The sequence below is a fragment of the Pseudoalteromonas haloplanktis ATCC 14393 genome, assembly GCF_000238355.1.
GTDB lineage: Bacteria > Pseudomonadota > Gammaproteobacteria > Enterobacterales > Alteromonadaceae > Pseudoalteromonas > Pseudoalteromonas haloplanktis.
In genome coordinates this window covers 1-14,860 of record NZ_AHCA01000028.1, presented here as the reverse complement: position 1 = coordinate 14,860, position 14,860 = coordinate 1, and the positions used below count along the sequence as shown (strand labels likewise).

General features: G+C 36.7%; 12 protein-coding genes and 1 tRNA gene. 11 read left to right on the top strand and 2 right to left on the bottom strand.

Annotated features, from left to right (window positions below; all coding sequences use genetic code 11):
• Positions 1–112: 112 nt before the first annotated feature.
• Positions 113–565 (bottom strand): REP-associated tyrosine transposase, encoded by a 453-nt coding sequence (locus tag PHAL_RS0122290; protein ID WP_016710649.1) that lies wholly within the window; start codon positions 563–565, stop codon positions 113–115.
• 526 nt (positions 566–1,091) lie between these two features.
• Positions 1,092–1,167, bottom strand: a tRNA-His gene (locus PHAL_RS0122280).
• A 282-nt stretch (positions 1,168–1,449) separates the two neighbouring features.
• On the opposite strand from PHAL_RS0122280, the gene PHAL_RS0122275 reads away from it, so the two are divergent.
• The 11 genes from PHAL_RS0122275 to rfaH all read left to right on the top strand — a co-directional run bounded on the left by PHAL_RS0122275 (position 1,450) and on the right by rfaH (position 14,305).
• The gene (locus PHAL_RS0122275; RefSeq protein ID WP_016710648.1) at positions 1,450–2,268 is read left to right on the top strand and encodes a mechanosensitive ion channel family protein; all 819 of its coding nucleotides are present in this window, start codon (positions 1,450–1,452) and stop codon (positions 2,266–2,268) included.
• Between the two features lie 29 nt (positions 2,269–2,297).
• Positions 2,298–3,068, top strand: a complete 771-nt coding sequence (locus PHAL_RS0122270; protein WP_016710647.1) for a DUF481 domain-containing protein — start codon at positions 2,298–2,300, stop codon at positions 3,066–3,068.
• A 125-nt stretch (positions 3,069–3,193) separates the two neighbouring features.
• The gene (locus PHAL_RS0122265) at positions 3,194–5,863 is read left to right on the top strand and encodes an SLBB domain-containing protein (RefSeq protein ID WP_415835981.1); all 2,670 of its coding nucleotides are present in this window, start codon (positions 3,194–3,196) and stop codon (positions 5,861–5,863) included.
• 9 nt (positions 5,864–5,872) lie between these two features.
• The gene (locus tag PHAL_RS23395) at positions 5,873–6,796 is read left to right on the top strand and encodes a Wzz/FepE/Etk N-terminal domain-containing protein (RefSeq protein WP_016710645.1); all 924 of its coding nucleotides are present in this window, start codon (positions 5,873–5,875) and stop codon (positions 6,794–6,796) included.
• Positions 6,793–7,854: a UDP-N-acetylglucosamine--undecaprenyl-phosphate N-acetylglucosaminephosphotransferase gene (wecA, locus tag PHAL_RS0122255; protein WP_016710644.1), complete on the top strand. Its 1,062-nt coding sequence runs from the start codon at positions 6,793–6,795 to the stop codon at positions 7,852–7,854. Before PHAL_RS23395 ends, wecA begins: the two co-directional genes overlap by 4 nt.
• 7 nt (positions 7,855–7,861) lie before the next feature.
• Positions 7,862–8,953 (top strand): glycosyltransferase, encoded by a 1,092-nt coding sequence (locus PHAL_RS0122250; RefSeq protein WP_016710643.1) that lies wholly within the window; start codon positions 7,862–7,864, stop codon positions 8,951–8,953.
• Positions 8,954–9,126: 173 nt separating this feature from the next.
• Positions 9,127–10,053: a hypothetical protein gene (locus PHAL_RS0122245; protein WP_138555909.1), complete on the top strand. Its 927-nt coding sequence runs from the start codon at positions 9,127–9,129 to the stop codon at positions 10,051–10,053.
• 11 nt (positions 10,054–10,064) lie between these two features.
• Positions 10,065–11,207 (top strand): glycosyltransferase family 4 protein, encoded by a 1,143-nt coding sequence (locus PHAL_RS23390; RefSeq protein ID WP_158217514.1) that lies wholly within the window; start codon positions 10,065–10,067, stop codon positions 11,205–11,207.
• Positions 11,204–12,319 carry a non-hydrolyzing UDP-N-acetylglucosamine 2-epimerase gene (gene wecB / locus PHAL_RS0122235; protein WP_016710640.1) on the top strand — a complete coding sequence of 372 codons (1,116 nt, stop codon included), beginning with the start codon at positions 11,204–11,206 and terminating at the stop codon, positions 12,317–12,319. Before PHAL_RS23390 ends, wecB begins: the two co-directional genes overlap by 4 nt.
• A gap of 30 nt (positions 12,320–12,349) precedes the next feature.
• A complete protein-coding gene (locus tag PHAL_RS0122230) occupies positions 12,350–13,594 on the top strand; it encodes a hypothetical protein (RefSeq protein ID WP_016710639.1) in 1,245 nt (414 codons plus the stop codon).
• Positions 13,595–13,816: 222 nt separating this feature from the next.
• Positions 13,817–14,305, top strand: coding sequence for a transcription/translation regulatory transformer protein RfaH (rfaH, locus tag PHAL_RS0122225; protein WP_016710638.1), 489 nt, complete (start codon positions 13,817–13,819; stop codon positions 14,303–14,305).
• Positions 14,306–14,860: the final 555 nt, after the last annotated feature.

The following is a 14,860-nucleotide window of genomic DNA, read 5'->3' as shown; positions in this document are numbered from 1 at the left end:
ACAACCTAAACTTCGCGACTAAAGTCGCTCCTACGAGGTGTCCGCGTAGGAAATGGCTTCAGCCATGAATGAAAAAATTCCGGTCCATTGTAGTACAGCCTCGTTGATTCGGTTATTTGAGGTATATACAATCCCAGAAAGGATAATCCCCAATATATTTAACCAAACTCGCACGCAAGGGGGTTGCTACAATATATCTCGCTTGTGCAATTAAATGATCTTCATTACGAATTAATGAATCGTAAAAGCCTTGCTGCCAAACTTGAGGTGTGTGTTTGTTTTTTATATTGAAAGAGCTACATCCTTTTACTCGTCTAAGAACTTCAGATAAATTTTCTTTATTTTTTAATTGAAACAACCAGTGAAAATGATCAGGCATGACTATAAAGCTAATTGTTTGTGTAAACCCTAGCTCATCTGAATTTTTCAATGCGGCTATAACTTTTCTTGCGTTATCAAAGTCTAGGAAGTATTTATGGCGTTGGTAGGTTATCACTGTGACAGAATAAAAATGATTAACAACTGAAGTGCGTCCTTTTCTTAACGCTTGTGCATGAGCGTACATATTTCTATCCTTAAAATATAAATATTAAAGATAGCAGAAGTTAAAGTTACTTGTAGGAAATGGCTTTAGCCGTGAATAATGTTATGGAACTGAGCTCTATGCTAAAGCTATTCGGCGCTAAAGCGCTCTCCTACGGGCGGAGATGTGTATTGCTTTGTAGGAACAGGCTTTAGCCGTGAATGATGTTATGGAACTGAGCTCTATGCTAAAGCTAATCGGTGCTAAAGCGCTCTCCTACGGGCGGAGGTGTGTATTGCTTTGTAGGAACAGGCTTTAGCCGTGAATGATGTTATGGAACTGAGCTCTATGTTAAAGCTATTCGGTGCTAAAGCGCTCTCCTACGGGCGGAGATGTGTTGTTTTTTGGTAGGAACAGGCTTTAGCCGTGAATGATGTTATGGATTCGAGCTCTATGCTAAAGCTAATCGGTGCTAATAATTCAGCAAGCAGATAAAAATAAGTTAGATAAAAAAAGTTTACAATTAGAAGGAGGTTTAAGAAAATTTGAATTACTAAGAAGGGAAAAATGGGGCGATTGACGGGGCTTGAACCCGCGACAACCGGAATCACAATCCGGGGCTCTACCAACTGAGCTACAACCGCCACAACACACCTCGTTTGGTGTGGCGCGGATAATACATAAAATAATAAATGTTGTGAAGGGTTCAGGGCAAAAAAAGTGAAAAAAATTTAATTTTTTTCACTTTTGTTTATAAAACACTCAGTGCGGGGGTTTTTAAATCGTTTTTTTATCTGGTAAGGTAAAATAAAAACAATACTAAAAGCTATGTTTAATATTTAAATACATAAATTAATGAAATAATAAATTAAAATCAGATATAATTTAACCAGCAAACTGCTTAATACTGAATATCAGGAGTGATAATGGATACAATACTTAACTGGATAAACGAAAACTCAGGTTTGATCTTACATTACGGCATTCAAGCTGTAATTGCATTGGTGATCTTTTTACTGGGTGGTCGGGTTGCAAAATTTTGTTCAAACTTAACAGAAAAAGCATTCGAGAAGAAAAAAGTAGACAAGGCTGTTGGTTCATTTGTATCAAGCATTGTTTACGCCATTGTATTTATGGCAACTATCTTAATGGCACTTTCTCAGATTGGCATTGAAACAACTTCATTCATTGCAATTTTAGGTGCTGCAGGTTTAGCTGTTGGTTTAGCGTTACAAGGCTCACTATCTAATTTCGCATCAGGTGTACTTATTATCTTATTACGCCCTTTCAAATCGGGTGATTATGTCGAAGCTGGCGGTAAAGCTGGTACAGTCAAGAAAATCGAAATATTCTCTACTGAATTACGCACACCAGATAACAAAGTTATCATCATGCCAAACTCTAAAATTATGTCGGACTCAATTATTAACTATTCGCGCGAATCAACACGTCGTATCGATTTAGTTATAGGTGTTGGCTACGATGCCGACTTACGTAAGGCAAAAGAAGTTCTTAAATCAGTACTAGACAATGAGTCGCGCATTTTAAAAGATCCAGCATATACAGTGGCAGTGTTAGAACTGGCTGATTCAAGCGTTAACTTTGTGGTACGCCCTTGGGTTAACTCTACAGACTACTGGCCAACCTATTTTGATCTAATGGAAAACATCAAAATTTCACTAGATGATGCTGATATTACTATTCCATTCCCACAAATGGATGTTCATTTGCACAAGCAAAACTAATCAACCCAAGTAGCTAAGGTTATTTTTTAATGAAATTAAAGCTTTTATCAATTTTAGTTGCAGCATCTGCTGCAACTAACGCATTCGCTGAAGAAACTCAAACATGGGACATTACCAGTGAGTTAGGTGCTATTATCACCAGCGGTAACACTGAAACAACTACTCTAAAGGGTGGTATCAAGGCGTTACATAACCTAGAAAACTGGAATAATGAATACAAAATCGATGGTCTTTATAAAGAAGACGAAGTCGAAAATGCTGCTGGTGTGAAAGAAACGCAACGCACGAATGAAAAGTACTCATTATCAGCGCAAGGTAACTATAAGTTAAATGAAGAGCACTCTCATTTATATATTTATGGTTCATATGTATCTGATTACTTTGGCGCTTACCGTAATGAGTCTGTAATTTCAGCAGGTTACGGTCAACGTTTATTAGACCGTGCTGACATGTGGTTAAACGCAGAGATTGGTCCTGGTTATAAGTATTTTGAATTCCCTGAGGGTAGCGTTGATGATAACGGTATTTCAAATGCAGGTGAGAGTGAAGGTGAAGTAATCGCATTAGGTAAATTAGATTACAATTGGCAGATTTCTGACAACGCTAAGTTTACTCAGTTAGTTGCCGTTGAATATGGTGATACCAACACTAAAACGCGTTCAGAAACTGCACTTCTAGCTAAAATCAACGGTTCATTACAAATGAAAGTTGCTTATAACATCACCAACAACTCAGATGTTGCAGATGACAAAGAAAGTACTGATACAGAAACCTCATTGACATTGGTTTACAGTTTTTAACAGTTTCCTCTAGTTAAATGACATTTAAGTGAAATAAAGGGACGAAAGTCCCTTTTTTATTTGTAGCTAAATAATGTAGAATAGCCAATCTTTTTGCTGTGGTTCTAGGGATAAACTGACTTGTGATGCTTTTTAAACGATTTTTAATAACTTTTCTACTGTTTACAACAGCTACTGCAATGGCATTTACCCCAAGTGCATCGCAGATTGAGCAATTTAAAAAGTTGCCAAAGGCGCAACAAGAAGCGCTAGCAAGACAGTATGGTGTTGACTTATCAACAATAACCGGAAAAGCAGCATCTAGTTCAGTACAAGAAGAAGTACCAACTATTCAGTCTCGCGAAGAAGCTCCTGAGCCAGTATTAACTGACGAAGAACGTTTTAAACCAAAACAAGATGAAATAAAACCATTTGGTTATGAGCTGTTCGCAGGTGAGCCAAGTACGTTTATGCCTAGTGAAAATGCTGCAGTACCAGAGACTTATTTAATAGGCCGTGGCGATCAATTAAAAATTAATTTCTACGGTAAAGAAAGTGAAAGTTACGAAGTGAATGTTGATCGCGAAGGTCGGCTCAATATACCAAACTTAAGCCCCGTAGAGGTTGCAGGCTTAACTTTTGGCGAAATAAAACAACTTATTAAAGCAAAAGTAGAGCAAGAAGTAATTGGTGTTAAAGCGTTTGTATCACTAGGGCAGTTACGCAGCATGCGTATATTAGTGCTAGGTGAGGCACATAAGCCAGGTAGCTATAGCGTGTCGTCCTTAACTACAGTATCGCATGCACTTTTTATTAGTGGTGGTGTATCAGAGATTGCATCGCTGCGTAATATTCAAGTAAAGCGCGCAGGTAAAGTCGTTACAAATTTTGACCTTTATGATTTGCTTATTAAAGGGGATAGCCGAAACGATATCATCTTAAAACCAGGCGATGTGGTATTTATCCCGCCAGTAGGCTCACAAGTAGCTGTAGAAGGATTAGTTAAGCGTCCTGCAATATTCGAGATAAAAGATAATGAAAGCGCACAGGATCTGCTAAAAATGGCTGGTGGTTTAAAACCACAAGCTTACGCACAAAAAGCAATTGTTGAACGCTTTAATAATCATAATGCAAAAGAGATATTATCGGTCAATTTTGCAGCCAAACAAATTGCTTACACCCCACGCGATGGCGACCGCATCCGTTTTAACCCAGTTAGTCTACAGTACCAAAACTCAATTAGTGTCATTGGTGCTGTTGCTCGTCCTGGACATTACCAGTGGCATCAAGGTAAACGTATATCAGACGTGTTTACCTCCGTCCGCGGAGATTTATTACCGCAAGCTGACCTTAGTTATGCGTTGTTGGTTCGTGAAGTTAATATTTCAGGTGATATTGAAGTGCATCAATTCGATGTTGCACAAGCAATTGTAGAAGCGCAACCGCACGACTTAGAGTTACAAGCAAATGATAAACTGCTTATATTTAGCCGCTTTGAAGAAAAAGAAGCCGAAGAGTTGGCGCTCGAAAACATGGCACTGACAGCAGAACAACAAGCATTACAGCTAAAAACCAAGCAGTGGCATAAATATCAGCAACAAGAGTTTGAAAAATACATTGGTGTTTCAGTTGAAGATTTAGATACAGAACTCGATAACAAATCGACTTTAACTATTGCAGAAATTTCAAAACGTAAAGCTGAAAAAGAAAAACAGAAACTACAACCAGAAGACTACGCGTTATTTAGTCGGAATAACCTATTAAAACCAGTAATTGCAAAATTAAAACTTCAGGCAAATATTACTCAAGGAATGCAGTTAGTCGAAATTAACGGTCATGTTACTTATCCTGGTATTTACCCGCTAACGAGAGGTAGTGAAGTTAATGAACTTATCATAGCTGCGGGTGGGTTGCTTGAATCAGCTTATACAGAACAAGCTGAAATTACCCGTGTAGTTGCTGGAGATGCATCAAAAGTCGAACATATTAAGTTTAACTTGCATAAAGCAATACTTGGAGAGATTGGTGAAAATCGTATTCTTCGAAGCAAAGATAGCTTAAATATCTTTTCAATTCCAAATTGGCAAGAAAATGTAAAAGTAGAGCTTAGAGGTGAAGTTAAGTTTCCAGGTACTTACACTATTCGCCGCGGAGAAACATTAACTGATCTATTGCAAAGGGCTGGCGGCTTTTCAGAGTTTGCAGAAGAAAACGCAGCGATTTTTACTAGAGAATCTATTCGCAAGCAAGAGCAGCAGCAACTTGCTAAGTTATCAGAAGAATTACGCCGAGATATCGCACAAAAAAGCTTTGAAAACTCTGTTGGCAGTAACTCACTGTCTTATGATGAAATGAATAAACTATTGAATGACTTGGCAAATGTAGAAGCAGTAGGGCGTTTGGTTATTGACTTACCTTTAATTGTAGAAAACAAACAGCGCTTAGTACTACAAGATGGCGATGCTTTATATGTACCAAGTAAACGAGATTCGATAAGCGTCATTGGCGAGGTAAATTACGCGACTTCACATTTATATAAACCAGGAACTGGTTTTGAAGAGTACATTGCTTTAAGTGGCGGCCTAAAAGAGCGTGCTGATGATGAGCGTATATACATAATCAAGGCAAACGGCTCAGTTAAAATTCCAGATAGCGGTAGTTGGTTTGCAGTGAGTGATACTCAACTAATAGAAGCTGGTGATACTATTGTAGTACCGCTTAACTCAGATTACATGGATAACCTTACTCTGTGGAGCACAGCCACACAGATCGTTTATCAACTTGGTGTAGCAGTTGCTGCGATTAGTAGTATATAGGCGGCAATAGTGAAAGATACATATAAGCTCGAAGAGCAGGAAGTAGACCTAAGAGACGTATTAAACTTTATATGCAAAGGCAAATGGAGTATTTTTATTTCAGGTATTGTATTTGCACTTATTGCTGTATTGTTTGCTTTTACACGAGCTGATATCTATACATCATCAACAATACTTGCCCCTAATGAAAGTAAAAATAGTGGGTTGCTAGATGGGCTATCATCTCAATTAGGCGGTGTTGCATCTCTTGCGGGTATAAATTTAAATGACTCAGGCTCAGGGCAAGTTAATGAAGGTCTTGAAATTTTAAGAAGTTATCAGTTTATATCAAACTTCATAGAGAAGTTTTCTTATCAAGATGAACTAATGGCTCACACCGGTTGGAATAAAAAAGAGAATACACCTATATTTGACTCAGACTATATAGCGGCTGAATCAAAATGGCTCGAAAATGAAGATGGTTCATCTAAAGAACCATCTTTACAGGAAATGTTTAAGTATTTCAAAAAAAATACGTTAACAATTTCAACTGAAAAAACAACTGGTTTTATTACAGTTTCAATAAATCATTACTCACCAATCATTGCTCAACAAATGCTTGTAAACTTGGTCTCAGAGTTAAATAGCCAAATGAAGATTCGTGATATAAATGAGGCTGATAAAAATATTAAATTTTTAGAAGAATCAATTAAAAATACAAATGTTAGCCAGGTTAAAGGGGCTATCTATAATTTAATCGAACAACAATTACAAAAGAAAATGTTAGCGAATGTAAGAGATGAGTATGTTTTAAAAACCCTAGATCCCCCCATCGTTGTTGAAAAACCGAGTTCGCCAAAGCGTGTTTTGATCATTGTGGTAGGTGCATTTATAGGTATGTTATTTGGCTTTCTGTTCCACTCATTTAAAATGTTTGCAAGGACAAAAAATTGAGTCTTATTATTTATTCATCATTAGTTACACTTTTTTCACTGATTATCATGAAACGAGTTTCTTTGAGTATTGGTTTGTTGGATAAGCCAAATGAACGTAAGCTCCATGATGGAATGGTACCGTTAATTGGTGGTATCTGTGTTTTTGTTGGTGCCTTTTCGAGCTTGCTCATTATTGGGCCTATTACTAATGAATTGCTCTCGTTATTTTTAGTGGCAATGGGGATTGTATTATTAGGTGTACTCGATGATAAATATGATCTAAGTGTCACTATCAGGTTGTTTTTTCAGTCAGTCTTGACAATTAGCTTAATTTTTTATCAAGGGCACTATATATCTTACCTAGGTAATATCTTGGGGTTTGGTAATATTTCATTAGGTGTGTTTGGTATTGTGTTCACAATCATAGCAGTAGTTGCTGCGATCAATGCTTTTAATATGCTGGATGGAATTGATGGTTTAGTTGGTGGCTCTTCGATAGTATCGTTAATAGGAATAGCAGCAATCGCATATACCAATTCAAATATAACAATACTTTCAATTTGCATAGCAATGATTGTCGCGCTTTCGGTGTATTTATTTTTTAATATTAACCCATTTAAAGTATTTAAAAATAAAGTGTTTATGGGTGATGCAGGCTCAATGCTGGTTGGCTTTTTAATTACTTGGTTGATAGTGTTGTCTTTAGAACTACCAGATGGCAAAGAGTCACTTTTTAGACCTGTAACAGCCTTGTATCTGCTTGCTCTGCCTTTAATGGACATGATTGCAATTATGTATCGCAGAGTGAAAAAGAAAGAATCTCCATTCAAAGCTGATAGAGATCATATTCACCATATATTTATGCGTTTGGGGTTTAGTGACAGGCAAGCATTGTTGATACTTGTTATCTTCGCCACATTATTTATGCTACTAGGTTTAAGCTTTGAGTATTTTGCAGTCCCTGAGTGGTTTTCACTATTAATATTCTGTGCCTTTTTTCTATTCTACTGTCATTTTATTCAGCATGCTTGGGTTTATACAAAGAACTTAAAAGTGCTCCTAGATAAAATACTATAGGTAAAAAATGGTTTTATTAATTAGATCGGCTGACATAAAGTTTGACTCAAGAATTAACAAGTATATTACCCTGCTAGAGCGAGAGAATATTGAATATCATGTGCTCTATTGGCCTCGTAACCGAGAGCCTGAAAAGCAAGAGAATACAACTTTTTATACTAGAAAAGCGACTTACGGCGCCAAGCTAAAAAGCCTCTTAGGTTACCTAGGATGGTTTAAATTTATATTAAGTTATATTCGTAACCACCGAAAAGATATTACTGTAATTCATGCTATTGATTTAGATACCAGCATGGTCGCCATGTTGGCTAAAATGCTTTTTAAATCTCAATATATATATGAGGTATATGATCATTTTGCTGATTCACGGAACCTTAATGGTGTTGCCAGAACTGTTGCATGTAAATTAGAGTCTTTAGTTGCAAAGTATGCAAACGATATTATTTTAGTAGATAAAAAACGCATTAAGCAGCACGGCTTTTCATCAGCAAGCAATATTCACATAATAGAAAATGTACCGAACAATCAGTTTCTTAAAAACAAAGACGTTGAAGTAAACAAGCCCATAAAAATTTGTTACGTCGGTGTATTAGAGTCAAATTGCCGAGGGTTAGAAAATATTCTTAAGGCGATTGAAGGGCGACGTATAGAGCTTCATATAGCAGGCTTTGGCGGTTGTGAGCAGCTGTTTAAAGAAACCAAGCATAATAATGTGTTTTTTTACGGTTCTGTTGATCATGAAAAAGCAATTGAACTGATGTCCAGTAGCGATGTATTGCTAGGCTTGTACTACTTGTCTAACCCAAACCATATTTATGCATCACCAAACAAATATTACGAGCATTTATTTTTATCTAAGCCGTTAATTACTTCTAAAGGGACTCCACCAGGCGAGAAAGTTACGCTCAATAACAGTGGCTGGGTGATTGGTGACTCACTCAATGAACTTGAAGAGTTACTTGACTGGTTAGAGAATGATAGCAATAGAAATAACATTTTAGAGCTAGGTGAGAATGCAGGTGAATGTTGGGAAAAATACTATTTAAACTATTTTGATCAATTTTTAAAACCGACTTACCTTGCTTTAATTAAAAAATGAAAATATCTTATAAACAAAATGCGGTGCTTTTTTATCTGTTTATAATTAAATTTTTATTTATTTTTATCGCAGAGTTTGGTTATTCAAAAGTATCTCAGTTAGGAGATAGTCATAGGTATTTAGAGTCAACACTTACTTTTAGTGCTTCAGTTCTGTACTCGTCAACAGCATTGATGGAATTTACAGGGGCAATTGTAAAATATTTACAACCACCGCTTTATCACTTCCCTGCCATGATTTTAAGTTTTATAGGCGTTGTAATTTCTTTTAATGCATTAAAAAAGAGAGACGTGTTTAGAAATAAGTGGTTGTTATATATATTTATTCTTTTGAATTTAATGCCATCCTACTTGATTTGGACCTCTATACACTCAAAAGAAGCCATCGCGACTTTATTCATGAGCTACTTTGCCGTATTACTTATTAACATGATTGATAAAAGAGAGAAGGTAAGCAAAGTTTTACTTTTGTTTTTTTGCTATCTTTTATTGATTTTCAAACCTCAATACTTTGTTGCCATTATTAGTGTAGCCATTTATTTATATCTATTGATTAAATTTAGACTTAACGCTTATCTTTCTATATTACTTTTTTTATGCATTTTTATTGTACAATTCGCTTTGCTTGTTTCAGTTAGTGAATATATTGATTTAGTTACGCTCAATATGTATTCACATTTTGATCCTGAAAATGCAAAGTCGACCAGAGAGAATATTTACTTTGTAAATGAAGGCGACTTCTTTCGAGGTATGCTGCACGGCATGTTTTTAAGCTTCTGGGGGCCAACGATTAATGAAACGATCACTAGACCTGTATGGGCAGTCTTTTTTCTAGAAAGCCTTGTAATAATGCTTGTTTTTGTATTTTTGTATTTTGGACAAATTTATAAGCTCCTATCATACAAGTTCAACTTTATCGCATTTGGCGTGTTATTTTTTAGCTTATTTTGGCTGTTGCTAGTTCATTACCCATTTGGAATTTTTAACCCAGGTTCAGCGATACGCTACAGGCAGAATTTTTATCCTTTTTTAGTTCCTTTACTTATATTTATGTATCATTGGGTAACAAAGCCTCCCAATCTTGATGGAGAAATTAAATGAAGATTGCTCACGTGCAATTATTACCACTTATGACAGGTGTTCAACGAGTTAGTTTTGAAGAGCTGATCCGCTTGAATAGTCAAAGTGTTGACCGGTATTTAATTTATAAAGAAAGTGGTGAGCTAACAAAATATGCTGACAGTGTTGGTATTAAATCAATTTTTATCGATTCTTTAGTACGTGAAATTAGTTTAGTTAATGACTTAAAAGCGTTTTATAAGTTGTATAAACTGTGCAAAAAAGAAAAGTTCGATGTGGTTCACACTCACTCCTCGAAAACAGGCGTGTTGGGGCGTATTGCAGCAAAACTGGCTGGCGTTCCTATGGTTGTACATACGGTACATGGTTTTTCATTCCCAGCAGCACAAAGTAAATTTGCAAAGGCACTCTATTTTGTTATGGAATATATGGGAAGTAAGTTTAGTGATAAAGTAATTTGCCTGCATCAAGATGATAAAGATATTGCGGTTAATCAATTAAAAACGAAAGAATCTAATGTTTGTGTTATTGCTAACGGTGTTAACATTGATAAGTTTTCCCCTTCGGCTGAAAACGATAAAAATAATAGAAAAGTGATTGGGATGGTTGGTCGCTTATGGCCACAGAAAGATCCCCTCACTTTAGCTAAAGCAGGAGTCAAGTTGTTCTCTAGTAGAAATGACTTCGAAATAAGATTTATAGGCGGTGGTGAGTTAGAGGAATCATTAAAAGAGATTATTCACGAAGCACAAGCGCAGCAACATATTAAATTGTTAGGTTGGAAGGACGACATTGCAGAACAATTACGTGAGTTTGATGTGTTTGTATTGCCCTCATTATGGGAGGGTATGCCTTTAGCAATACTTGAAGCACAGTCAACAAAGTTACCTTGTGTGGTTTCAAATATTCAAGGGAATAATCACCTAGTAAAAGATCAATTGGATGGCTTGTTATTTGAGGCGAAAGACGTTGATGGTTTAGTTCAATGCCTTGAAAAACTGCTGGATGATCCTGATTTTGCAGATCTACTAGCGACTAATGCGCGCAATAAAATCGAGTCTAGCTTTGATATAAACGATCGAACCAAAAAGGTTTGCCAATTATATTCAGACAAATTAGGTTTAAACGTAAATGAGATTTTTAATCCATTAATTAAAAAAGTGATTCAAAAGTGAAAGTATTAACAGTATTTGGTACCCGCCCAGAAGCCATTAAAATGGCACCTCTTGTACACGCCCTAGCTAACGATAGCCGCTTTGATGCTAAAGTATGTGTAACGGCACAGCATCGTGAAATGCTAGACCAAGTACTAGAGCTGTTTAAAATCACCCCAGAGTACGACTTAAACTTAATGAAAGCAGGGCAAACACTGCCAGAAGTAACAAGCCGTATTTTACAAGAGCTAACACCCGTACTTAAAGAGTTTAAACCAGATGTAGTGCTTGTGCATGGTGATACCGCAACGACTTTTGCAGCGAGCTTAGCTGCGTATTATGAGCAAATAGCAGTAGGCCACGTAGAAGCAGGCTTACGTACAGGTAATATTTACTCACCTTGGCCAGAGGAAGGTAACCGTAAATTAACAGGGGCTTTAACTAAGTTCCACTTTGCACCAACGGATACCTCAAAAGCGAACTTGCTGAAAGAAAATTACGCAGAGGAAAATATATATGTAACCGGTAACACGGTTATTGATGCTTTACTATTGGTTAAGCAACAAATAGAAGATGATGCGCAGCTGAGCAACACATTAGCATCACAATTTCCTATGCTTGACGAAAGTAAAAAACTAATTTTGGTTACGGGCCATCGTCGCGAAAGTTTTGGTGGCGGGTTTGAGCGTATTTGTGAAGCGCTCGCACAAACAGCTAAAACCCATCCAAATACACAAATACTTTACCCAGTGCATTTAAACCCAAATGTACAAGAGCCCGTAAAGCGTATTTTAAAAGATGTAGATAACGTACATTTAATTGAACCACAGCAGTACTTACCATTTGTATACTTAATGAATCGTTCACACATTATTTTAACAGACTCAGGTGGCATACAAGAAGAAGCACCAAGCTTAGGTAAGCCGGTACTGGTAATGCGTGATACAACAGAGCGCCCAGAAGCAGTAGAGGCTGGTACAGTTAAATTAGTTGGCACAGACGTAGCAAAAATTACCACCGCACTAAATGAGTTACTAACGGATGACGCAGCCTATAAAGCAATGAGCCGTGCCCATAACCCGTATGGTGACGGCCAAGCATGTCAGCGCATCTGTGATGTTTTGTCAGATTAAAATAGCTTCTATTAGCTAATGGTGTGAAATGTGAATTTAAATGTCGTTTACTCAGTAGGTTATGGGGTTGTTTCGCGTGGTTCATTACTGTTAATAAACTTTATCGCAGTAAAGTTATTAACAGGCAGTGAGTTTGGAGAGTTTTCATATTTACTGAGTATTGTATCAAGCTTGGCGACATTTGTTGCATTTGGTTGCTCAGTTACTACAAACACTGTGTTTTCAAAGTATGCTGATGATATAACTCTAAAAAGTAAAACTTTGTGCGCTAGCATTAGCTTTACCTTTTTATTAGTTTTAGGATTGTTTTTACTAACCTTACCCTATTTGAAAGGTGAGCTGGTTGATATATCCTCAGATAATAGTTTTTTTATACTGTTTGTTGCTTTGATGACCCTGATTGGGTTTAGTGGTGTATATGAAGGTGCTCTTTATGGCTCTTCAAAATATAAAACCTTGTTTGCCTATTCAATTGTTACCTTTATATTGTTTTTGCCACTTGCTATCTATTTGGTTGATACATATGCCGTAATTGGAGGCTTGCTCGCGGTTGCAGTATTTCGATTACTTTTTAATGCATTTGGTACTTTTGAGTTGTTTTTTAAATCTCAACTGGCGATTGATTGGCGGTTTTTTTTCTGTATAGATAAAAGTGTATTTAAGATTTTTAAAAGCTTAAGTGCTCCTTCTATCCTTGGCGCAATGATGGTTGCGCCAGCAATAACTATGACCTTGGGGTTACTCAACGAGTTTAATAGTTCAAAAGAAGAAATTGCTTATTTTTCATGGGTATATCAAGTTTATTTGGTAGCCATTTTTATTCCTAGCTCCTTATCAGGTTATTACATATCAACGCTTTCAAAGAAAGGTGGTAATGTAAATGTTATGAATATAATGGGCGCTAACTTAATTTTTTCTACCGTTGTAGTCGCTTTTTTGTTTATCTGCAAAGGGCTCATATTAAAACTAGCTGGTGAAGAATACTATATTAATGCCAGCGAAATATTTAACTACCTAATACCTTGCGTTATCTTATATTCACTGAATGCAGCATTTGGGAGTTATTGGCCTGCAACCAATAAAGCTTGGTTTGGCTTTGCGTTGAATTTTTTATGGGCTGTAACTGTATTGGCATTTTCATATTTACTGATACCGTCAAGTAATGGTGTAGGAATAGCCGTTGCTCTAAATGTTGCGTATGGACTACTTTTACTAGTGCAATTCATTTTGTGGTATTGGATAGAAAAACATCAACCAGTATCGAGTGAAGAATAACCTGCCTAAAAGGCTTTCAATCCAAGTAATTGTTAACTTGTTGAAAGCCTACCCCCGTATTAAAAATAACCTGCTACACAATCGATGCAAAACATGAAAACTTTTAATGGGGTTTTTATAGACACCATAGCAATTGAACACGTATAATCCCCGCCGTCTGTGGCAAAATAAAAATAATTATCAGGCACAAACAGGCACAAAGTCAGTATTAAAGGGATTGATATGGATAGTTGGTACTTATTATTTTGTAAATCAAAGCAAGAAGCTCGCGCTCAAATTAATTTGCAAAACCAAGGGATTGAAGCGTTTTTTCCGCAATTAGAAAAACATCAACTCATTAAAGGTCGCCGTACTTTTAAGCAATCCGCAGTATTTCCCAATTACTTATTTGTTCGCTTAAATGCAACAACTGGCAATTTTTCTTCGGTAAAAAATACTCGTGGCATCAGCGGTTTTGTAACTTATGGCGCGACCTACCAAATAGTACCTGAGCAACTCATCAACGAATTAAAGAACTTTGAGCTAAACCAATGTGACAGCAATTTACCGCAGTCTGGTGATTTGGTGTACCTAAATAATGGCTCGTTCAAAGATGTACAGGCAATATTTAAAGAGCCAGACGGCGATATGCGCAGTATTTTGTTAGTAAATTTACTTAACCAAAAAATAGAAATGAGCGTAGATAATCGCGAAGTGAAGAAGGTAGGATAATAGCTGTAAGCTGTAAGCTGTAAGCTATAAGCTATAAGCTATAAGCTATAAGCTATAAGCTGTAAGGTGTAAGGTGTAAGGTGGCTTGCCACCGCAAAAGATTTTGTATTTTACAATTTGAATAAACTGATCAGAACGTAGGAACTGCAACCTAGGGGCGGAAGCGTGCCTAAAGGGATAGGTTCTAGGTAAGTGACTAGAGGCTAGAGCCTAAAACCGAGCACCTGTGCTTCCAAATGTAGGAGCCGGCTTTAGCCGCGAAGGTTTAATTTATTTAGAAACTGATAATGCCTAAAACCTAGGTTTATGACTTTGTAGTTCGGTCTTTATAAAATTCATGGCTAAAGCCTTTTCCTACAGGTTTTAAATTTATCGTAGGAGCCGGCTTTAGCCGCGAAAGGTTTGACCTTTCATCTTTAATTTTAAAACTGATTAACCTAGAACCTAAAAATTTGAGCTTAATTTATCAGTACGTAGGAACTGTAACCTAGGGGCGGAAGCGTGCCTAAAGGGATAGGTTCTAGGGAAGTGACTAGGATCTAGAGCCTAAAACCG